The organism is Bradyrhizobium sp. SZCCHNRI3043, assembly GCF_032377735.1.
Taxonomy (GTDB): Bacteria; Pseudomonadota; Alphaproteobacteria; order Rhizobiales; family Xanthobacteraceae; genus Bradyrhizobium.
Map to the genome: position 1 here is coordinate 357087 of NZ_JAUHID010000005.1, position 21969 is coordinate 379055.

The following is a 21969-nucleotide window of genomic DNA, read 5'->3' on the forward strand; positions in this document are numbered from 1 at the left end:
AGACGATTGCCGCGGTGTCTTATCTGCTGCGCGACATCGAGGCAAACCCGCCGCCTCGAGCCGGGTTCGGCAGTGGTTCAGGGCCGAATCCGCCACTGCGGCAGGAACCTGGCGAGCTTCCCTCGCGTACCCAGCCGGAGCAACGCGGCGGGGGTGACGGACACATGGGACGCTGGCGGAGGGACCGGCGAAGGCACAGCGGACTCGGCCAGCGGCGGCGCCGGAAACCGGGCCCGCGCAACACCCAGCGCCTTGTCGAAATCAGCAGCGTTGAACCAGGCCTGATGGCGCAGGGCCTCCGGCGGGCCATCATGCCACACCGCTGCACGATCGATATCGAATGCTCCCTTCAGGCGTTGATCGACCGCCTGGATGCCGGAGCCGGTGACGGCCCATTGCCGTCCGATCCAGAAAATATCCCGATGCAGAGCCATGATGCCGGTATCTGAAAAGCAATTGCTGAACAGAACCGAGGATACGACCCGTCGGCGCCCACACAATGGCGGCGACCTGGGCGGATGCAATTTGCCGCGGCGCTATGGCTCCGCGGCCACCACCTTGAGGCCGCCCATATAGGGCTGCAGCACATCGGGGACGGCGATCGAGCCGTCGGCCTGCTGATAGGTCTCCATCACTGCGATCAGCGCGCGGCCGACTGCCGTGCCCGAGCCGTTCAATGTGTGGACGAAGCGCGGCTTGCCGTCGCTTCCGCGATAGCGTGCATCCATGCGGCGTGCCTGGAAGTCGCCGCACACCGAACAGCTGGAGATCTCGCGGAAGGCGCCGCCATCGCCCTGCCCGGGCATCCAGACCTCGATGTCGTAGGTCTTCTGCGAGGAGAAGCCCATGTCGCCGGTGCACAGCGTGATGACGCGATAGTGCAGATCGAGCCGGCGCAGCACTTCCTCGGCGCAGGCCAGCATGCGCTCGTGCTCGTCCTTGCTGGTCTCCGGCGTCGTGATCGACACCAGCTCGACCTTGGTGAACTGATGCTGACGGATCATGCCGCGGGTGTCGCGTCCGGCTGCTCCGGCCTCGGCGCGAAAGCACGGCGTCAGCGCCGTGAGCCGCATCGGCAACTCCTTCTCGTCAACGATGGACTCGCGGACCAGGTTGGTCAGGGCCACCTCGGCAGTTGGAATGAGACCCAGCCGCTCGGTCTTGAGGCGATCATCCGGCGCTGCAATCAGCTCGCCCTTCACGGCCCAGAACTGGTCGTCCTCGAATTTCGGCAATTGGCCCGTACCGAACATGACGTCGTTGCGCACCAGCAGCGGCGGATTGATCTCGGTGTAGCCGTGCTCATTGGTATGCAGGTCGAGCATGAACTGCCCGAGCGCGCGCTCGAGCCGCGCCAGGCCCCTCTTCAGCACGACGAAGCGCGCGCCCGACAGCTTCGCAGCCGATTCGAAGTCCATGGTGCCAAGAGCCGCACCGAGATCATCATGCGGCTTCGGCGCGAAGGCGTAGTTGCGCCGCGCGCCGAACATGTGGCGCTCGACATTGTCGTGCTCGTCCTTGCCGTCCGGCACCTCGTCGAGCGGCAAATTGGGAATCGCCGAGAGCTCGCGCGCCAGCTCCTCATCTGCCTGCTTCGCGGCCGCCTCGAGCTCCGGCATGGTGGTCTTGAGCTTGGCGACCTCCTCCATCAGCGCCGATGCGCGCGCGTCGTCCTTGGCCTTCTTGGCCTCGCCGATTTCCTTGGAGGCGGCGTTGCGCCGCGCCTGCGCCTGCTCGGACGCCAGGATCGCAGCGCGACGCCGTTCGTCGATGGCGAGCAGCTGCGACGACTGGGGCGACAGACCCCGGCGCGTCAGCGCCGCATCGAAACCTTGCGGATTGTCGCGGATCGATTTGATGTCGTGCATGGTCGTTCGGTCCTGGAGACGAAAAGATCTCGGCGAGTCGCCCGGGGTCACGGGCCGGCTTGCACTACCGCGAATGGCAGCGGATGGGAACAGGCCAGGCCAGGCGGGAAGCCCGGCCCTACTCGGCCGGATTGCTGGGCAGATTGCCGGAGCCGGACGACGTGCCGGCGCCCGACTTCGCAGCCGCTTGCTTCTCGACGATCCCCACCGCGATGATGGCGCCTTCGTAGAGGGCCAGCAGCGGGATCGCCAAGGACGCTTGGCTCAGCACGTCCGGCGGCGTCAGCACGGCGGCGATGATGAAGGCGATGACGATGAAATAGCGCCGCTTCTCTTTCAGCATCTGCGAGGTCACGATGCCGATGCGACCAAGCAGGGTCAGGATCACCGGCAGCTGGAACGCGATGCCGAAGGCGAAGATCAGCGACATCATCAGCGACAGATATTCGCCGACCTTGGGCATCAGCGCGATTTGCGCCGTCTCGGGGCCGCCGAGCTGCTGCATGCCCAATGAGAAGCGCACGATCATCGGCCACACCGCAAAATAGACCAGCATGGCGCCGAGCACGAAGAAGACGGGGGTCGCTATCAAGTAGGGTAGGAAAGCATTGCGTTCGTGGCGATACAGCCCCGGCGCCACGAACTTGTAGATCTGCGTCGCGATGATCGGGAACGAGATGAAACCAGCGCCGAACATCGCGAGCTTGAGCTGCGTGATGAAATATTCGAGCAGCTGGGTGTAGATGAACTTGCTGTTCTCGGCCCCTGCCACCCAGACGAACGGCAGCACAAGGATGTTGTAGATCTGCTTGGCGAAAAAGAAGCAGAAGATGAAGGCCACGCCGAAGCCGAGCAGTGCCTTGATCAGCCGCGACCGCAGCTCGATCAGGTGATCCATCAACGGGGCCTTGCTGGCCTCGATATCTTCGACGGTCATGACGCTTTGGCGTCCTTCAGACGTTCAGCTTCTGCTGACGCAGACATTTCAGGCTGCGGCTCGGGCTTGATTTCACGCACGATCGCCAGCGGCTCGCCCACGGCTTGATGGACTTCAGGCTCTCCGAAGGTCTCGGCCACTGGAGGTTCGGGGGTGGTCGGGGTCATCACAGGAGGCTCGGGCGAAGCAGCAGCCACGTCCGATGCTGGTGCCGGCTCGGCGGACTTGTCGATCCCCTCGATATCGAGCGCCTTGTCGACGTCGCGCTGCAACGAGGAAATCACGCCGGTCGGGGTGAAACCGCTGGCCGCCTCGCGGACCTCATCGAAACTCTTCTTGAGGTCGGCCATCTCCGCTTCGCGCATCGCCTCCTGGAACTGGCCCTGGAACTCCGAGGCCATCCGGCGCGCCTTGCCGATCCATTGCCCGACCATACGCAGGACGCCCGGAAGCTCCTTGGGACCGATCGCGATCAACGCGACGACCCCAATGACGAGCAGCTCACTCCAGCCGATATCGAACATGAAACAATCCGCCTACGCGACGACGCCTCTGATCCCGCCTGCCCGGGTCTGTCCGAACAGGTCCCGGTGCCGTCTCTGCGGGAGCGCGCCGCCCGCGCCTTTCACGCGCAGATCAAACGGCTTTGCTGCCGACATCCGTGCGGGTGGCCGAAGGTGTCGCGCCGTGGTCGATCGACTTGACTGGCTCGGTCTTCTCCGGCGCCTTGTCGTCGTCCTGCATGCCCTTCTTGAAGGCCTTGATGCCCTGCGCGACGTCGCCCATCAGATCGGAAATCTTGCCGCGCCCGAACAACAGCAGGACGACCGCGATCACGACGATCCAGTGCCAAATGCTAAGCGAACCCATCCTGCAACCCTCCAAACACCGGCGCAGCCTTCACCCGACTGCCCGTCGACGCTACCGCCGAAACCGCGCCATATCCATGGACTTGACCGCGACACTTCGCTTCTAGCATTCGATTGCGAAACAGCAACACGAACGCGGCCTGTCACTGGCCAAAATAGCGCGCGGACAGCCCGATCTGGGCGGAAGGTAGGCGCCAACGCCTCCAAAAACAAGCACTTAAGGTCCGACAAATCGAGGCCGGACCTACGCAATAACGCGAGTGTTAACAGCCCCGGCCGCTAGTTTTAGTGCGGCGAGCCGTTGTCGTCGGTATCGCGGTCGTGCGCGTCATCGGCCGCGTCGATCTCCTCATCCGCCGCGTCGACCTCGGCCTCTGCCTCTGCCTCGTCGTCTACCTGAGCGTCAGCGTCGGCAGACAGCTCGACGAGCTCGATAACGGCCCCGTCGTCCGGCCCGACCTCGATCTCCTCGACGGCCAAGTCCACCTCGGTGATCTCGGTTTCCGCATCGGCACCCGGCAGTTCCAGATCGCCAATGGCGACCTGCGACGAGGTGTCGTCCCGAACAGCGGCCTCGGCGGTCGCCATCTGGCCTTCGGCGACCTCGGCCGCAGCCGTGTCGGCTGCGACCGTTTCCATCTCGGCCGTTTCGTCTTCCGCGGCTTCGGCCTCGCCAGGTTCGGCCTCGACCGCCGGCGCAAGCGCCAGATCGAGATCGCCCGGATCCAGCGGCTCCTCGTCCTCCCGGAGCGTCGGATCGTCCGATGGCGTCGGGACGGTGAAGCCGGTCGGCAGGCGGGAATCCAGCAGGCCCGTGCCCTTCAGCTCTTCCAGGCCTGGCAGATCGCCCAGGGTCTCCAGGCTGAACTGGGCCAGGAACGCATCGGTGGTGCCGAAGGTCAGCGGACGGCCCGGGGTCTTGCGGCGCCCGCGTGGCTTGATCCAGCCGGTCTCCAACAGAACGTCCAACGTTCCCTTGGAGGTGACGACGCCGCGGATCTCTTCGATCTCGGCACGCGTCACCGGCTGGTGATAGGCAACGATGGCCAGAACTTCGATCGCCGCGCGTGACAGCTTGCGCGTTTCGGTGCTCTCGCGCGTCATCAGCCAGGCGAGATCACCGGCGGTACGGAAGGTCCACTTGTTGGCGACGCGCACGAGGTTGACGCCGCGATTGGCGTATTCCGCCTGCAGTTGCGCCAACGCGGCCTTGATATCGACACCTTCAGGCATACGCTTGGCAAGCGTGGCCTGCTCGAGCGGCTCGGCCGAGGCAAACAAGAGTGCCTCGAGGATGCGCAACTCTTCGGGGCGCACCTCGGGCTCGCTCGTCGCGATCTCGTCGGGCTCTTCCATGCGCAGTTCCGCCAAGCTTGCCATGGCAGGGTCTCCTTCTTCGTTACTCAACCGTCAAGTCCGGCGCAGCCATGGCGCCGGGCTGGATCGGTGGACGCTTACGAAAATACAGCGGCGCGAACGCCTGCTTCTGGTTCAGCTCGAGCTGCCCTTCGCGGACCAGCTCCAGCACGGCCGCAAAGCTCGATGCGAAGACGGTAGCCTTTTGGGCCGGCTCGGCGACGTAGCTCAGGAGATAGTCGTCGAGACATCCCCAGTCGTCCGACACCTCGGTCATGCCGACGAGCCGTTCGAGCGACGCGCGCGCCTCAGCGAGCGACCAGACGGTGCGCTTGGCCATATGAACGGATGTCACGACACGTGCCTGCCGTTGAATGGCGTAGGCCGACAGCAGGTCGAACAGGGTGGCTGTGAACTTCGGGCGGCGGACTTCCGCGATCTCTTCCGGATTGCCGCGGGGAAACACGTCGCGCTGGAACTGCGGCCGATTCATCAGACGATTGGCGGCCTCGCGGATCGCCTCCAGGCGGCGCAGCCGGTTGGCGAGCGCGGTCGCCATCTCCTCGGCGCTCGGCCCTTCCTGCGCTGGCGGCTCGGGCAACAGGAGGCGCGACTTCAGGAAGGCGAGCCAAGCCGCCATAACGAGGTAGTCGGCTGCAAGCTCGAGCCGGATCTTGCGCGCGGCCTCGATGAACTGGAGATACTGGTCGGCCAACGCCAGGATCGAGATCTTGGCGAGGTCGACCTTCTGCTGCCGCGCCAGCGCGAGCAGCAGATCGAGCGGGCCCTCGTAGCCCTCGACGTCGACGACCAACGCCGGTTCGGCCTCGGCCAGCTCCGTGGTGGGCCGGCCGGTTTCAAACGACAGAATTTCAGCGGTCATGCGCTCGCGGGTCCCAGCCGGTTGATCAAGGCGTCGAGCTCGCCGCGCGCGGCGTCACGATCGAAGCCTGTGGGTGCCTTGCGCGCCGCAAGCGCGCGATCGGCGCGAACCAGAGCCTGGCCGGCCAGCTCCGGCGTCTCGGCCGCGACCGCCTGCATCTCGTCCAGTCGGCCGTTGCAGTGAAGAACCATGTCGCAGCCGGCCGCCACGATCGCACGCGTGCGCTCGGCGATCGATCCGGCCAATGCGTTCATGGAAACGTCATCACTCATCAACAAACCCTGGAACCCGATCCGTTTGCGAATCACCCGTTCGATCATTGTCGCAGAAGTCGTGGCCGGATGGGCGGCGTCGATTGCGCTAAACACAACATGTGCAGTCATCGCCATCGGGAGGTCGGCCAGCGGCCTGAAGGCGGCGAAATCGGTTGCGTCGAGTTCCGCTTCTGGCGTGTCCACGGTCGGCAGCCGGAAATGGGTGTCGGCGGCGGCCCGGCCATGCCCCGGAATGTGCTTCAGCACCGGCAGCACGCCGCCCTGCTCCAGCCCCTCCGTCACCGCCCGGGCGATCGCCGCCACCTTTTCTGGCGTCGTGCCATAGGCCCGATCCCCGATCACGGCATCGGCGCCGGCAACAGGGACGTCTGCGAGCGGCAGGCAATCCACGGTGATGCCGAGCGCGAGCAGGTCGTCGGCGATCAGGCGGGCGCTGAGCCAAGCGGCACGGAGGCCTGCGGCCGAATCAAGATCGTAGAGACGGTCGAACACCACGCCGGCGGGATAGGCCGGCCAATGCGGCGGCCCCAGCCGCTGCACCCGGCCCCCCTCTTGGTCGATCAGGACTGGAGCGTCGGCGCGGCCGACGCAGGCCCTTAATTCCTCAACCAGTGCAGTCACTTGGGTGGGTGACTGGACGTTGCGTTTGAACAGGATGAAACCCCAGGGGCTGAACTCGCGGATGAACGCGCGCTCGGCGTCGGTGAGATCAGGCCCGGAGATGCCGGTAATGAAAGCCCGCATGGTCATGCGGGCCGCATAGACCCCGCCTCGGGGGCGGTCAAGCAAGCCTTACTGGTTGCTAAACGGGAAACACTGTCCGCCGGCGGTTTTCAACGATCCGCACATCTTGTTGGCCTCTTCCTTCGTCGCGAAAGGCCCGACGGCTGCGCGGTACCTGACACCGCCCTTCTCACCCAGATCCATCCGCCTGATGATCGGCTCATATTTGCCCAGCACGGCGCCGTACTTGTCCTGCACCGCCTTGTAGGACGACATCGCCTCCGCCTCGCTGGCCTGCGACGAGATCGAGACCAGATAGCCGCCGGTACGATCATTCTGGGTCTGCTCGGTGACCGGCACGGCCGCGGCGATGCGCGCCGGTGCTGCGGCCTGCGGTGTCAGCGGCATCGGGCTGTCGTTGGCGGCCGACGCGTTGGCGTTGGCCGGCGATTTGCGGCCCTTCGGCGTCGCCGCCGGCTTGGTTGCAGGCGTCGCCGGCATCGGCGGATCGGCCGCTGCGGCCTGATTGCCCCCCGTCACGGACAGCGTCTTGATCGGACGCGGATCACTGTTGGGCAAAATGCCATTGGCGTTGGCCATTTGCGACATCGGGGCCGCCCCGGCGCTGACCGGCGGCGGAGCCGCATTCTGGTTCATTTGCGGGAACACCACGCGCGGATTGCCGCCGCGGGCGTTCAGATCCATCGGCGTCTCCTCGCGGGACACCAGCTTCTCGCCGCCGTCATTGCCGAGCAGGCGATCCGGCACCTTCGGCGTCGGATCCTGCTGGGCCATGATCTTGGTCGGACTGTTGTCGGCGCGAATGATCGGCGGCTCGCCAGTGCGGCCGGACGAGATGTAGGTCTTGTAGCCGTAGGCGCCGCCGGTGCCGACCACTGCAAGGGTCAACACCGCGAGCACGGTGCTCATGCCGCTGCGCCGCCGCGGCCGCTCCTCTTCCTCGCCCTCGTCGTAGCCGTCCTGATAGCCGTATTGGCCGTCCTGGAAATCGTTGTCGCCCTGAAACCCCTGCTGTCCCGAGCCCATCTGCCCGAACAGCGCATCGTCATAGCGCGAGGAGTCCGGCTCGTTGTCATCGAAGCCGTTGTCGCGGTTGTAGTCGCGGTCGTTTTCGGCGAACCCGTGGCGCGACTCCCCGACGCTGTAGTCGAGCTTGGACAGCTGGTCGGCAAACTCCGCGTTCGGATAACCCTGCTGCTGCCGGGGAGCGGGCGCGGGCGCGAAATCCTGGTCCGGGAAGCCCGGCTGGCCGCGCGGATCCTGATAGCCCGCCGGAAAGGCCGGCGGTGCCGGCGCCGGCTCGCGGCCGATGTCGGCGAAGGGATTGGCGGCGGCAGGCTGGGCACGTTGCATCCAGGCCGGAGCGCCGGCAGGAGGCATGCCGGGAACCGGCTGTTCTGGCGCGGGCGCGGCGGGGCGCACCATCGGACGCGACTGAGGTTGAGGAGTTGCCCGGCCCGACGCGGCAAAAGGATCGTTCTGCCCGATCAGGCGAGCGAGTTCGGCGAGCGGATCGGCATCGGCCTGCTGGTTTCCACCACGGCCAAAACCATCAGCGGGAAAGGGTCTGTCCTGGTAACGATCAGCCATCGTGATGAAGCGTCCCTGCGGGTGAGCCGCATATGCGTCCTAAGGCGGACCCTGCCAGATTGAGGCCCCCAACTGAAGTCGTGTGTTTCCCCCAATCAGCGCATTGCATCAGGAGCATTAACGCCCAAGATCGCAAGTCCCGACGCCAGAACCGAGACGACGCCCTGAACCATGGCCAAACGTGCCTTGGTCAATTCTGCATCATCATCGATAATGAAGCGTAAATAGGGCAAATCCCGCCCCCGCGTCCAGAGGGCGTGAAATTCGCTTGCAAGTTCATATAGGTAGAAGGCGATCCGGTGCGGCTCATGCGCTACGGCCGCGCTCTCAACCGTACGTGGGTACAGCGCTAGCCGTTTCAAGAGGTCGTGTTCAGCCGGGTCGGATAGTTTTTCGAGATTCGCCTGCGCCAGGAATGCGAGTCGCGCGCCCTCCGCCTCCGGCAATTCGGGCAGGCTTTCCCGGGCATTGCGGAAGATCGAATGCCCTCGCGCGTGGCCGTACTGGACGTAGAACACGGGATTGTCGCGCGACTGCTCGATCACCTTGGCAAGGTCGAAATCGAGCACGGCGTCGTTCTTGCGGTAGAGCATCATGAAACGGACCGCATCGCGCCCCACTTCATCAACAACTTCCCGCAAGGTGACGAAGTCGCCGGAGCGCTTCGACATCTTCACCGGCTCGCCATTGCGCAACAGCTTGACGAGCTGCACGACCTTGACGTCGAGCACTGCCTGCGCAGCCGTGACGGCCTTCACCGCCGCCTGCATGCGCTTGATGTAGCCGCCGTGATCAGCGCCGAATACGTCGATCAGGTCAGCGAAGCCGCGCTCGAACTTGTGCCGGTGGTTGGCAATGTCGGAGGCGAAATAGGTGTAGCTGCCGTCCGACTTGATCAGTGGACGATCGACGTCATCGCCATAGGCGGTGGCGCGGAACAGGAGCTGCTCGCGATCCTCCCAATCCTCCACCGGCGCGCCCTTTGGCGGCGGCAGACGGCCTTCATACACGTCGCCCCGCTCGCGCAGGAACTCGATCGTGTCGGCAACCTTGTTGGTGCTACCTGCAATCAGCGAGCGCTCCGAAAAGAACACGTCATGACGGATGTTCAACGCGGCGAGATCGTCCTTGATCTCGGCCATCATCATCGCGATCGCCTTGTCGCGTACGATCGGCAGCCACTCGGTCTCAGCGAGCGCCTTGAGCTTGTCGCCGTACTCGCTCGCGAGCGCCTGCCCGACCGGCTTGAGATAGTCGCCGGGATAGAGCCCATCCGGAATCGCGCCGATATCCTCGCCGAGCGCCTCGCGATATCGGAGGAAGGCGGAGCGCGCGAGCACGTCGACCTGCGCGCCGGCGTCGTTGATGTAGTACTCGCGCGTGACGTCGCGCCCGGCGAACTGCAGCAGGCTGCATAGCGCATCGCCGAACACGGCCCCGCGGCAGTGTCCGACATGCATCGGCCCGGTCGGATTGGCCGACACGTACTCGACGTTCACCTTCGGCGCGCCGGGCACCGGCGCGACGCAGCCGTAAGCAGCGCCTTCGCGCAGGATAGTGCCGAGCGCTTGCGCCCAGACCACCGGCTGAAGCGTCAGATTGATAAAGCCGGGACCGGCGACGTCGACCTTGGCGACGAGTTCGTCGGCACGCAGCCGCTCGGCGATCTGCTCGGCGAGATCTCGCGGCTTGGCCTTCGCCTCCTTGGCGAGCACCATCGCGGCATTGGTGGCCATGTCGCCATGGCTCGGATCGCGCGGCGGCTCGACCACCACGCGCGAAAAATCGATGCCCTCGGGCCAGCCGCCCTGCTTGGCGAGCGCGGCGCAGATGGCGTGGACACGCGCGAGCATGTCGGCAAAAAGGTAAGGGGTGGAAGCTTGTTCGACCATGCCGCCGCCTAACGCAAATCCGGAGTCGAGTCAAAAAGCCGGTGGTGCTCCGTTAAGGCGAAACGGTCCGTCATTCCGGCGATAAAGTGGCCGATGCGGCGAGCCCGATCGCCCTCGCCCTCGCAACCGTCCAGCCAGCCCACGGGCAGCGTCGAACCGTCCTCATGGTAGCGGCCGTACAGGTCGGCGACGATGCGCTCGGCATCGCGCATCACCCGCATCACCCGCTCATGACGGTACATCCGCTGCCAGAGAAACCCCTTGATGGTCGCCTCGTGCTCGGCCACATCGGCCGGAAATGCCACCAGCGGCCCGCTGTGCCGCCTGATGTCGTGAGGTGACATCGGCTGCCCCCGCGCGATCCGGCGCTCGGTCTCGGCCGCCACGGCTGCGATCAGGTAAGAGATCAGCTCGCGCACCAGCTCGGCGCCGCGCCGGATCGGATCGAGCGCCGGATATTGGCGGTCGATCTCGGCGATCATCGCCGCGAGCAGCGGAATCTCCTTGAGGTCGTCGACCGTGAACAGGCCGGCGCGCAGCCCGTCGTCGATGTCGTGGGCATCATAGGCGATGTCGTCCGCCAGCGCCGCGACCTGGGCCTCGAGCGAGGCGTAGCTCCACAGCTCCAGGTCGAACCGGGCGTTGAACTCGGTAATTCCCGGCGGGATCGGCGCCTGCAACGGCCCGTTGTGCTTGACGATGCCCTCGAGCGATTCCCAGGTCAGGTTGAGACCGTCGAAATCCGGGTAGCGCTGCTCGAACGACGTGACGATGCGCAATGTCTGGGCATTGTGGTCGAAGCCGCCATGGTCCGCCATGCAGCGGTTCAGCGCGCGCTCGCCGGCATGGCCGAACGGCGGATGGCCGAGATCATGCGCCAGGGCCAGCGTCTCCGTCAGGTCCTCGTCGAGGCCGAACTGGCGGGCGAGCGCGCGGGCGATCTGGGCGACTTCCAAAGAATGGGTCAGACGGGTGCGGTAGTGGTCACCTTCGTGGAAAACGAACACCTGGGTCTTGTGCTTGAGCCGTCGGAAGGCGGTCGAATGGATCACGCGGTCGCAATCGCGGCGAAAGGGGCTGCGGGTGCGGGACGGCGGCTCGGCGAACAGGCGGCCCCGGCTGCGATCGGGATCGCAGGAATAGGGAGCGCGGGGGGCAGCCATTCCGACCGACACGGGCGATTGTTCCTTTTGCGGTTTGATTCCTCGACGGAGCCCACTTAACTATGGGGAGTGCCCGGCACCAAATGAATAGGGCATGACGCGCCTCCCGGAGACCCATTGCCATGACTGATGCCTCGACCGGCCCCGTCACCATCAGCGAACGCGCCGCCCGCCGCATCGGAGAGATCCTCGGCAAGGAGAGCGCCGGCGCGATGCTGCGCATCTCGGTCGAAGGCGGTGGCTGCTCCGGCTTCCAGTACAAGTTCGACATCGACCGCGCCAAGGCGGACGACGATCTCGTCATCGAGCGCGATCGCGCGGTGGTGCTGGTCGATCCGGCCTCGGTGCCGTTCCTCGCCGGCTCGGAGGTCGATTTCGTCGACGACCTGATGGGCGCCTCGTTCCGGGTCAATAATCCCAACGCCACCGCCTCCTGCGGCTGCGGCACCAGCTTCTCGGTCTAGCCTCCGTCGTATCGGTCAGACCTCCGCGATGACGGCAGGGCCGTCGGACGGCGCAAGCGTTGGCCCTTCAACGCTCGGTGCGGGCGTTCCGATTGCCTTCAGCATCGCCGACACCATGGCCGGCTTGCGCAACGGCTTAGCCAGAAAGTCGGTCATGCCGGCCTCGCGGCACTGCTTGATGTCGTCCGGGAAGGCATTCGCGGTCAGCGCGATGATCGGCAGCCCGACGAGCCGCCCGCCCCTCGCCCGGATGGTCCGGGTCGCGGTGATGCCGTCCATCTCCGGCATGCGGACATCCATCAGCACCAGATCGAACTCCTGTTCGTCGGCCGCCTTCACCGCCTGCAAGCCATCCGGAACGATGCATTTCTCGACCGCGAACTCCTGCAGCATCTTCGACACCACCATGCGGTTGGTGGCGTCGTCCTCGGCGATCAGGACGCGCAACGGACGGCCGAGCGCCCCGATCCGCGCCTTGAGGTCGCCGGCGCCGACACGGTCGGCGCGCTGACCCGACACCTGCTTGTCGCTCCACGGCAAGGTCAGGCTGAAGCGGAAGGTCGAGCCTTCGCCCTGCACCGACGACACCGCGATGACCCCGCCCATCTGCTCGATGATGCGCCGGGAGATCGCAAGCCCCAGCCCGGTGCCGCCGAAGCGGCGGTTGATCGAGGCATCGGCCTGGGCGAAATCCGTGAACAGCTTGCCGACCCGATCGGCGGGAATGCCGATGCCGGTGTCGGAGACCCGCCATTCGATCGTCGCCTTGTGGTCGTCGCGCGTGCGGCAGGCCACGGCGATGGTGATGCCGCCGCGCTCGGTGAACTTCACCGCGTTCGATGCAAGATTGATCAGGACCTGGCGAATGCGCGCCACGTCGCCCTTCAGAGCCGGCGGCAGCTTCGGATCGATGTCCGCGTTGACCAGCAGGCTCTTCGATTTCGCATTGACCCCCATGATGGCGGTGACCGCCTCGACCAGAGCTGCCGGCGAAAAATCCACCGTCTCGAATTCGAGCTTGCCGGCATTGAGCTTGGACAGATCGAGGATGTCGTTGAGGATGCGCTGCAGATTGTCGCCGGACTCGCGGATCGTCATGACCGCGTGGCGCTGCTCATCGTCGAGCCTTGTCTCCAGCAGGGTCGAAGCGAGCCCGAGCACGCCGTTCATGGGCGTGCGGATCTCGTGGCTCATCATCGCCAGGAAGTCGGACTTGGCACGGCTCTCGGCCTCCGCCTGCTCGGCCCGCCAGCGCTCGGTGACGTCGCGGCCGAAGCCGCGATAGCCCGCGAACTTGCCCTCATGGTCGCGCGCCGGCCGCGCCGTCAGCGCCCAGCGGCGGCGCTCGCCGCCCGCGACCACGACATGGATCAGGATCTCCGGGATCGACAGCCGCTTTGCCATGCGGTCGGCGAGAGTCGAAAGCGTCGCCGTATCCGTCGGGCAGAGATATTTCAGCGTATCGATCAGCCGCTCGCCCTTGAGCTGATCGAGCGGAAGCTGCGCCACGTCGGCGAAACGCTGCGGCGCGTCGATCAGACGGCCCTCGGCATCGGTCTGCCACAGCCAGCTCGCGGCGTTCTCCTGGAATTCCTTCAGCAGCAGCGAGATCGTCTCGTTCTGGCGCTCATGCCGGATCTGCGCCTTCAGGTTCTCCAGGAACACGTTGCCGTGCGACACCAGGTGACGCACCATGAACGAGGTGTAGAGCAGCAGGAACACGACGAGCACGAGATAGGTCGCGCCGCCGCACAGAAACAGCGACCCCACCGAGGCGAGCATCAGGGTCCAGGTGTAGGCGAGGCCGGCCCGCGGCACGCTCGACATCGCGAACGCGCCACCGGAGATCATCCCGGTCATCAGCGAGCCCACGATGATCTGCAGATGCGGATCGACCTGCGGCATCACGATCAGCGGCAGCGATCCCCAGATGGTCGCCAAGAAAAACGCCTGCAGCGTCATCCGGGAGATGGCGCGTTCGGACGCCTCCTGCGGCCGCGACTTGCGCGCGCGCCACCAGCCGCGCAGCGCCATGCCGCCGGCCACGGCGATCGCGGCGCCCCACGCGATGAGGAAGAGATTGGAGACGGTGTTCCAGAACACGCCGAGAATGATCGCCGCGTTGGCGAAATTGATGCCGATGGTCACGGGGACGAGGCGCGCGACGGCATCGACCTGCTGCGCCCGGATGCGCCGGCGATCGCGCTCGGTCAGCGCTTCATCGTCGAGACCTTCGATGGCGCCGAAGCCGCCGATCCAAAGGAAGAAGGCACCCAGCGGGCTGCCACCGGCCGTTCGCTTCGAGCGCGTGGGATCCCCAGGCCAATTCATGAGCGCGCAGAACCTTCCTTGTGATCCCTTGCCATGCCTGACCGGCTGCTTCAGCCGCGTTAATTGTCCCGCCCGTAGAATTACGGAAGCCCCGAACGCGCGCGCTGACAGGGCTGGATGCAACTCGTCGTTCTCGCGGCACGATATGCCCGAGTCATGATCGTCGATTTCACCCTCGTTGAGGTCGAGGGCGCAGGGAATGCCGGGTGCTGGCCGATCGGGATAGGGGGGAGTCTCGCGACTCCACCCCTCCCACACCACCGTACATACGGATCACGTATACGGCGGTTCGGCGGATTAAGCGGCTTTGCGGGCTGCGAGGAAAGGCAGGCCGAGTGAGGCGAACAAGGACCTTGGCAGAGCGTTGGCCAGTGCGGCGCTGTTGGCGAGCCGCCAGGGACCACGTGGGTTGCCGGCGGTTTTAAGCGCCGTCTCCCGGTCGACGCCGCGGCGTCGCAGCTCGTCGAAGCGAGTAGGACCGCACTTCCATTGGGTCCAGACGACGGCGCGCAACCGCCGCCTGATCCACTCATCGAGCTTGCGCAACACCGACGGCGTCTCGCAGAACCCGAAGTAGCCGCGCCATCCCTTCAGATACAGCGCCAGCTTCTCGATGATCTGCTCCAGGCTTCGGCCAGATTGTCGCCCCGTCAGCTCCCGAACTCTCGCCTTGCAACGGGCAATGGCCTCGGGCGCGATGCGCCGGCGCGGCTTCTTCCCCTGCGTAAAGCTGAAGCCCAGGAACTTGCGGTGGCTCGGTCTGGCGACCGCGCTCTTGGCCCTGTTCACCTTGAGCTCGAGGCGCCGTTCCAAGAATCTCTCGATGCTCGCCATCACCCGCTCGCCCGCCTTCCGACTGCGCACATAGATGTTGCAGTCGTCGGCATAGCGCACGAAGCGATGACCTCGCCTCTCCAGCTCCTTGTCCAGCACGTCCAGCATCAGGTTCGACAGCAGCGGCGAGAGCGGCCCGCCTTGCGGCGTTCCTTCCTCCGTCGGGCTGACCAGCCCTCCCTCCAGCACGCCCGCAGTCAGGAAGCCGCGGATCAGCTTCAGGAGTCGCTTGTCGGCAACCCGCTTGGCGACCAGCCCCATCAGGATGTCGTGATTGACCCGGTCGAAGAACTTCTCCAGATCGATATCCACCACGACCGCGTGCCGGGACGCAATGTAGGTCTGCGCCTTCGCCACCGCCTGATGCGCCGAGCGGCCCGGCCGGAAGCCGAAGCTCGTCTCGGAGAACGTCCGATCCCATTCGCTTTGCAGCACCTGCAGAACCGCCTGCTGGATGAAGCGGTCGAGCACCGTCGGGATGCCGAGCAGCCTGACGCCGCCCGATGCCTTTGGAATCTCGACACGCCGCACCGGCTGCGGCTTGTAGGTGCCGTCGAGCAGTTGGGCGCGGATCGCGAGCCAGTTCACCTTCAGGTAGGCCGGCAGATCATCCACGGTCATCCCGTCGACCCCCGCCGCGCCCTTGTTGCGCTTCACTCGGTCCAATGCCTTCTTCAGGTTCTCACGTGCGACGATCCTTTCCATCGACGGTCCCGCGACCGCCGTCTGATCGAGACAGGCTTTCGCCGCGCGAGCTTCGGCCGCCCCGGCGCCGGCCCGCGGGGCTTCACCCCTCGGTCCGGGGCGAGGGTTCAGATTGCTCTGAGCTTCCTGCCGCATTGGGTCGTGCGAGATCACCGCTCCACCAGAACTTCCATCGTTCGGGCCTTCGGCGGTACGCTGCCGCCTACTATGCCCTCTGCTGACTTCTGCGTCGCGTTCAGATCGCCTTGCAACGACCTCAGTCCCGTTGCCGGGACACGACGCAGATCTCCCGAGGTAAGACCGACCGCCTTCACCGCATGCCCGTCGGATCTACCACCCCGCCCCTTGATGACCGTGGACTTCGCGATTGGTGGCTCGCTCGTCCGGCCGGGTAGGCCTCACATCCGATGTTTGTTCATCGGGCCGCGGCTTTGCTCCACGCTGTCTTCAGACCCCACCTCGCGATGACGCCCTTGCGCTTCGCTAATCCTTCGCCGCCATCAGGCTGGATAGAGGACTTCCACCTCCAAGCTGTCGTTCATACTCGGCACACCACCCATGGCCCGCCTGCTGAAAAAAATGCAGGCGGCAGGTACCACAGGCAAAGCCGATCAACCGGCATTCCCTGCGCGGCGGTCTTAACGCTTCTTTCGCGCTCTCCTCGGGGACCGGCTGATTGACCCCGTCGCTCGCGCGAGGGCATGAGCCCTCGCCGCGCGCTTGACCTCGGCACCGGGAGGCCAGGACCACACGACTTCGCGTCCGTGATGTGTCGTTCGTCTGCATGCGCAAGCACATGCTGCGACATCTCACGGCCACCGCATCCCTGCCCCACGTGTCGTGACGATCGCGCGCAACGTCCCTCTCATCGAGGCAGGATGCGCACATGATGCATGATTTCTGAAAAATGGAAATAACTTTCTTGGCTTCGCAGCGATGTGCGCGAGATCAGCTTGATTTCGTGGATAAATTCGATTCGTCCGATGCGGCGTGTCGTAGCCTTGGCGGCGCGCGTTTCAACCACGTGCGCACAAAGTGCCGGACTGATTTGCCCGACGAGGCTGGGCAAGAACTCAGTGTTCACGGTAAGATTTGGGGGCATGACGAATCGGCCGTTCAAGAGCGGCGAGAGCCGCGATCAAAAGAGCCTGCTTCCGCCTCGGATTGAGGATTATGTCGGGCCGGACAATCCGGTTCGTGCGATTGACAGCTACGTCAACGCTCTCGATCTGGCCAAGCTTGGCTTCCGCCACGCCAAGCGGAGGGGATCGGGTGTCGGGCAGCCGCCGTACGATCCGGCGGACCTGCTGAAGCTTTATCTCTATGGTTATCTGAACCAGATCAGATCGTCGCGCCGGCTCGAGCGTGAAGCCGGCCGCAATCTGGAGCTGATCTGGTTGTTGAGGAACCTGAAGCCCGGCTATCGGACGATTGCGAACTTCCGCAAGGAGAACTGGGCTGCCTTGAAGGCGGCGAACCGTAGCTTCGTCCTGTTGCTGCAGGAGATCGGGTTGATCGGCGGGACCCTGGTCGCGGTCGACGGCGCGCTGTTCCACGGCAATGCCAGCAAGGACAGCATCTTCACGCGCGGGAAGCTCGCCAAACAGATCGCCAAGCTCGATGAGGAGATTGAGGCGTACGGCAAGTCTCTCGACACCAACGACGCGGCGGAAGCCAAGCAGCCCGACGACGGCAAGGATGGCAACAAGGATGGCGGCGATGTCGGGGACAAGATCAAGGAGCTGATGGCCAGGCGTGAACGCGCACAGTCCGATCTGGAGAACCTGGACAAGGGCGACAAGGGACAGGTGTCGAAGACCGATTCCGATGCGCGACTGCTGAGCAAGGGCGACCAGACGATCGCAGGCTACAATGTCCAGAGCGTCGTCGACGACAAGCATAAGCTGATCATCGCCAGCGAGGTCGTCAATCGCAGCGATACAGGACACCTTCATATGATGGCGAAGGCGGCCAAGGAGGGCCTCCAGGTCGAGGCGCTGCAGATACTGGCAGATGTTGGCTATTACAACAGCGAGGATATCAAGGCTTGCGAGGATGACGGCGTCACCGCCTATGTCCCGCTGCATCACGGCAATGGCAAGAAGCACGGTCGCTTCACGCGAGGTGACTTCACCTACAATTCCGCGACCGACACCTACCAGTGTCCCGCAGACCAAGCGCTGCATCCAACAAAGAAGCTCTGGAAGAATACGAGCGGCAGGATGGAACGCCGCTACCTGGCCTCCGTGGCGACTTGCGGCATCTGCCCCCTCAAGGCGTCTTGTCTCTCTGCGAAGGAAAAAAGCCGCCGCGTCTCTCGATGGGAGCACGAAGAGGTGCTGGATCGTCACCGCCAGAGGATGGCGAGCGAACAGGCCGGCCAATTGATGCGCCGCCGCTCGGCCATCGTCGAGCACCCGTTCGGCACGCTCAAGTGCCGCGCCGGCTATCAGCACTTCCTTGTCCGCGGCTTCGACAAGGTTCGCGGGGAATGGAGCCTCATGGCGCTCTGCTACAATCTCACCCGCGCCCTCAACATTCTCGGCTTCGACGACTTCCTCGCCCGCATCGCCGAATGGGCTCTTGCAGCTCTACATGCCACTTCCGGCGAAGCGAGGGGCGCATGGGAGGCGGTTTCGCTTGCCCTGATCCGATTCTGGACCATGATGCAGTCATGGCTCGAAATTGCACCGCGCCGAGCCCTCTCACCCCCCTAATTCGGATTCTTGCCCAGCCTCGACGGGCACCCGCGACGGCGCAATGTCGCGCCGCGCTCTGACCAATCGCTCAGATCACCGCGCCGGATGCGTAGGCGCTGGCCCAACGCGGAAACCCGTTCTCCATGGCGCGCGCCGCGGCGCGATCCCAGTCGTAGGTGAGCGCGAACAACTCCGCCTGCCAATGTCCGCGCCGCTCCGTCAGAACGGCATAGCGCGCGTGCGGCGAGCGATATTCGAGCTGGGCAGCGACGGGGATGTCGCCGAATACGGGGCAGCCGACGCTGCCGGGATTGACCACCAGGGGACCGCGCGGCACCTGCACCATCGCCTGCCGATGGCTGTGGCCACACAGCACCAGCGTGGCGCCGCCGAGATTGACGAGACGCGCGGCCAGCACGTCGCGACGCGCCGAGACGTAGCGGCCGTCGTCGAGCATCTCTTCGAGGAGGCAGGTGCTGTCGTCATCCGGCGTGCCGTGGACGGCAAGAATGCCCTGCTCCAACGCGATCCGCGCCGGCAAGGCATGCAACTGGCGTCGCTGCTCAGGCGTGAGCGCCGCACGGGCGAAGCGGCCGGCCGGCGACAGCTTCTCCTCCGGCCATTCCTCGATCCAGCGGTCATGATTGCCGCGCACCGTCGGCAGCGCCAGCGACTGCAGCAGCTCGAAGGTTTCCTGCGGCCATAGCGGGCTGGTGACGCAGTCGCCGAGATTGACGGTGGCATCGACGCTGCGGGTCGCGATGTCGGCGAGCACGGCCTCCAGTGCCGGAAGATTGCCATGCACATCGGAAATCACGGCCAGTCGCATTGTCGTTTCCTCGCGTCGCAATTCGTAGTGATCACTTGAGACAGAGCAATAGCATGATCGTCATTGCGAGCGAAGCGAAGCAACCCAGGGCGACCCAGGAACTCTGGATTACTTCGCTTCGCTCGCAATGACGGCGCAAACGTAGGGTGGGCAAAGCGGCGCCGAAGGCGGCGCGTGCCCACCATCGCGATCATGTTGTGGAACGGTGGGCACGGTGCTCGCGACGCTGGCGCGTCGCTGTGCGCCTTTGCCCACCCTACGATTCTCTCATTGCGGCGCATTGATCGCGAACACATCGGCGCGCTCGATGATCAGGTCGCGAAACAGACGCGCCCTATGCGACATCCATTGCGGATCGGGATAGACGACGTGGAGCGGCAGCGACGGGACGTCGTAGTCGGGCAGCAAGTGGATCAGCTTGCCCGACGCGATATGCTCCACCGCGCACCAGTCCGGCAGCACGGCAGCGCCGAGCCCTTCCAGCGCGGCCAGGGTCATGATGTCGGCGTCGTCGCACGTGAGCGATGGCATGATGCCGACGACGTGGCGGCCGGTCTCGGACTCGAAGCTCCATTCGTTCTTTGGCGACAACCGCGAATAGGTCACGCAGGGGAGCTCGCGCAGATCGTTCGGCAGCCGCGGCTGACGGTGCCGGGCGAGCAGCGTGGGCGCCGCGACCAGCAGCCGCTTCACGGTGCCGACGCGCCGCGCGACCAGCGAGCTCGAGCTGAGCACGCCAATGCGGATGGCGAGCTCGGTCCCGGTCTCGACGAGGTCGACGAACTGCTCGGTGAAGCGGATGTCGAGCCGCACCTCGGGATAGCGTCGGCCGTACTCGGCGAAGATGTCGGCGAAGAAGAAGCGGCCGAACGAGGTCGGCACCGTCATCCGCAAGGTCCCGGAGGGAGCGCCGACACGGCGCGGCGACGGCATGCCCGCGCTCTCGAACAAGGTGACGATGTCCTTGGCGAGCTTGAGGACGCGATCGGCCTCGGTGGTCGGACGCAGCTTGCGCGTGGTGCGGACGAACAGGCGGCAGCCGAACTGCTCCTCCAAGAGCGCGATGCGCTTGGTGATCGCCGGTTGTCCCAAGCCGAGATCGGCCGCGGCCTGGGTGAAGCTGCCGGCCTCCATGACGCGGATGAAGGTCTGCAGCGCGTCGATCCGGTCCATCCATTCCTCCCCGGAATGAGTTTTATTCTCCTCATTCCGTATACGTCAGGAGGCGGCCTGGTCTAGCCTCTCAAAAAATGAAACGGAGGGAGACCATGGAGAAGTCGATTGGCATTGTCGGAGCCGGCATCGGCGGGCTGCATCTCGCGCTCTATCTGCAAAAGCATGGCGTCCGGGCGACGGTCCTGACCGACCGCGAGCCCGAGCAGTATGCTGCAACGCGGCTGATGAACACGGTGGCGCACCACGGCGTCACGGTCGCACGCGAGAACGAGCTCGGCGTGAACCATTGGGACGATCCTGATGTCGTCTATCACCACCATGATCACTTCTTCAATTTTCCGGGCAGCCCCCTGCTCTTCCGCGGCGCGTTCAAGCAGCCGAGCCGGGCCGTCGACTATCGGATCTATTTGCCGGCGCTGATGAAGGATTTCGAGGATCGCGGCGGCGCGATCGAATATGCCAGCATTCAGGACGACGACATTCCGGCGCTGGTGGCGCGCTTCGACCTGCTGGTGGTATCGACCGGCAAGGGCGCGCTGGGGCGGATGTTCAGCCACCGGCCGGAGCTGTCGCCCTACAACCAGCCGCAGCGCCTGCTCTGCGTCGGCCTGTATGACGGCGTCGACCACGGCAGCCCCGACGGCGACGATCCGCGCGGCGTGACGCTATCGGTCTCGCCGGGGCATGGCGAGATGATCGTGATCCCGACGCTCACCTTCGGCGGCATGAAGACGGCGCTGCTGATGGAGAACATTCCCGGCGGCGACATGGCCGAGCTGGTGTCGCTCAACTACGACGCCGATCCCTCGGGCTTCCGGCGGACGCTGCTCGACAAGCTGGAGAAGCACCATCCGCACACCTACAACCGGATCGACACGCACCGCTTCGATCTGCAGCCGCTGGACCTCTTGCAGGGCGCCGTGGTGCCGACCGTGCGGCGCTCCTCGGTCAGCTTCGACGACGGCAAGATCGCGATCGCGCTCGGCGACGTGCATTCCGTGGTCGATCCGATGATGGGCCAGGGTGCCAACATGGCCTCCTATGCCGCGTTCGAGCTTGGCAAGGCGATCACCGAGGCGGTGGCGTTCGACGACCGCTTCGTCGAGACGGTCGATCGAGCGCGCGAGAACCGCGTGCTCGCCGCCGCGCGCTGGACCAACCTGATGCTGCAGCCGCCGTCGGAGGCGATGGGGCGGCTGATCTTCACCATGGCGCAGGATCGCGGGCTCTGCGACGAGTTCACCGACAATTTCAACTATCCGGAGCGGCAATGGGACCGGCTGGCGAGCGAGCGGCGGATTCATGCCTGGATCGATGACCGAGCAAAGCTTGCAGCGTGATGGCGGAGAGAAGC

General features: G+C 65.1%; 19 protein-coding genes. 3 read left to right on the plus strand and 16 right to left on the minus strand.

Annotation, left to right across the window (positions count from 1 at the left end):
• Positions 1 to 77: 77 nt before the first annotated feature.
• The 11 genes from QX124_RS14550 to QX124_RS14600 all read right to left on the minus strand — a co-directional run bounded on the left by QX124_RS14550 (position 78) and on the right by QX124_RS14600 (position 11589).
• The gene (locus tag QX124_RS14550; RefSeq protein ID WP_315738144.1) at positions 78 to 434 is read right to left on the minus strand and encodes a hypothetical protein; all 357 of its coding nucleotides are present in this window, start codon (positions 432 to 434) and stop codon (positions 78 to 80) included.
• A gap of 102 nt (positions 435 to 536) precedes the next feature.
• Positions 537 to 1868, minus strand: a complete 1332-nt coding sequence (gene serS, locus QX124_RS14555) for a serine--tRNA ligase (RefSeq protein WP_315738145.1) — start codon at positions 1866 to 1868, stop codon at positions 537 to 539.
• Between the two features lie 118 nt (positions 1869 to 1986).
• Positions 1987 to 2805, minus strand: a complete 819-nt coding sequence (gene tatC / locus QX124_RS14560) for a twin-arginine translocase subunit TatC (protein WP_315797509.1) — start codon at positions 2803 to 2805, stop codon at positions 1987 to 1989.
• Entirely contained in the window at positions 2802 to 3329 is a 528-nt protein-coding gene (gene tatB / locus QX124_RS14565) for a Sec-independent protein translocase protein TatB (RefSeq protein ID WP_315797510.1), read from the minus strand. The genes tatC and tatB overlap by 4 nt, the downstream gene beginning before the upstream one ends.
• 112 nt (positions 3330 to 3441) lie before the next feature.
• Positions 3442 to 3675: a twin-arginine translocase TatA/TatE family subunit gene (locus QX124_RS14570; RefSeq protein ID WP_006614346.1), complete on the minus strand. Its 234-nt coding sequence runs from the start codon at positions 3673 to 3675 to the stop codon at positions 3442 to 3444.
• A 284-nt stretch (positions 3676 to 3959) separates the two neighbouring features.
• Entirely contained in the window at positions 3960 to 5054 is a 1095-nt protein-coding gene (gene scpB / locus QX124_RS14575; RefSeq protein WP_315797511.1) for an SMC-Scp complex subunit ScpB, read from the minus strand.
• A 19-nt stretch (positions 5055 to 5073) separates the two neighbouring features.
• Complete coding sequence (locus QX124_RS14580; protein ID WP_315738149.1) at positions 5074 to 5913, minus strand: ScpA family protein; 840 nt, start codon at positions 5911 to 5913, stop codon at positions 5074 to 5076.
• Positions 5910 to 6938 (minus strand): beta-N-acetylhexosaminidase, encoded by a 1029-nt coding sequence (gene nagZ, locus QX124_RS14585; RefSeq protein ID WP_315797512.1) that lies wholly within the window; start codon positions 6936 to 6938, stop codon positions 5910 to 5912. Before nagZ ends, QX124_RS14580 begins: the two co-directional genes overlap by 4 nt.
• 42 nt (positions 6939 to 6980) lie before the next feature.
• Positions 6981 to 8522, minus strand: a complete 1542-nt coding sequence (locus QX124_RS14590) for an SPOR domain-containing protein (protein WP_315797513.1) — start codon at positions 8520 to 8522, stop codon at positions 6981 to 6983.
• A gap of 95 nt (positions 8523 to 8617) precedes the next feature.
• On the minus strand, positions 8618 to 10414 hold the full coding sequence (argS, locus tag QX124_RS14595) for an arginine--tRNA ligase (RefSeq protein ID WP_315797514.1): 1797 nt from the start codon (positions 10412 to 10414) through the stop codon (positions 8618 to 8620).
• 8 nt (positions 10415 to 10422) lie between these two features.
• Entirely contained in the window at positions 10423 to 11589 is a 1167-nt protein-coding gene (locus QX124_RS14600) for a deoxyguanosinetriphosphate triphosphohydrolase (RefSeq protein WP_315797515.1), read from the minus strand.
• Between the two features lie 110 nt (positions 11590 to 11699).
• Between QX124_RS14600 and erpA the strand changes: the two genes are divergently transcribed.
• Positions 11700 to 12041, plus strand: a complete 342-nt coding sequence (gene erpA, locus QX124_RS14605; protein WP_315711699.1) for an iron-sulfur cluster insertion protein ErpA — start codon at positions 11700 to 11702, stop codon at positions 12039 to 12041.
• Positions 12042 to 12056: 15 nt separating this feature from the next.
• Here erpA and QX124_RS14610 read toward each other — a convergent pair whose 3' ends face one another.
• The 3 genes from QX124_RS14610 to QX124_RS14620 form a co-directional block, all read right to left on the minus strand.
• Complete coding sequence (locus tag QX124_RS14610) at positions 12057 to 14372, minus strand: ATP-binding protein (RefSeq protein ID WP_315797516.1); 2316 nt, start codon at positions 14370 to 14372, stop codon at positions 12057 to 12059.
• A 297-nt stretch (positions 14373 to 14669) separates the two neighbouring features.
• Positions 14670 to 16046, minus strand: a complete 1377-nt coding sequence (gene ltrA, locus QX124_RS14615; RefSeq protein ID WP_409997696.1) for a group II intron reverse transcriptase/maturase — start codon at positions 16044 to 16046, stop codon at positions 14670 to 14672.
• Positions 16047 to 16776: 730 nt separating this feature from the next.
• Positions 16777 to 16995 carry a hypothetical protein gene (locus QX124_RS14620; protein ID WP_315797518.1) on the minus strand — a complete coding sequence of 73 codons (219 nt, stop codon included), beginning with the start codon at positions 16993 to 16995 and terminating at the stop codon, positions 16777 to 16779.
• A gap of 16 nt (positions 16996 to 17011) precedes the next feature.
• Between QX124_RS14620 and QX124_RS14625 the strand changes: the two genes are divergently transcribed.
• Positions 17012 to 18628: an IS1182 family transposase gene (locus tag QX124_RS14625; RefSeq protein ID WP_315739830.1), complete on the plus strand. Its 1617-nt coding sequence runs from the start codon at positions 17012 to 17014 to the stop codon at positions 18626 to 18628.
• Between the two features lie 70 nt (positions 18629 to 18698).
• Here the strand turns inward: QX124_RS14625 and QX124_RS14630 are convergent, their stop codons facing one another.
• Together QX124_RS14630 and QX124_RS14635 are read right to left on the minus strand one after the other, a co-directional pair.
• Positions 18699 to 19439 (minus strand): metallophosphoesterase family protein, encoded by a 741-nt coding sequence (locus tag QX124_RS14630; protein WP_315774968.1) that lies wholly within the window; start codon positions 19437 to 19439, stop codon positions 18699 to 18701.
• Positions 19440 to 19706: 267 nt separating this feature from the next.
• The gene (locus QX124_RS14635; protein ID WP_315738156.1) at positions 19707 to 20612 is read right to left on the minus strand and encodes a LysR family transcriptional regulator; all 906 of its coding nucleotides are present in this window, start codon (positions 20610 to 20612) and stop codon (positions 19707 to 19709) included.
• 95 nt (positions 20613 to 20707) lie between these two features.
• Between QX124_RS14635 and styA the strand changes: the two genes are divergently transcribed.
• On the plus strand, positions 20708 to 21955 hold the full coding sequence (styA, locus tag QX124_RS14640; protein ID WP_315738157.1) for a styrene monooxygenase subunit StyA: 1248 nt from the start codon (positions 20708 to 20710) through the stop codon (positions 21953 to 21955).
• The last annotated feature ends 14 nt before the right edge of the window (positions 21956 to 21969 follow it).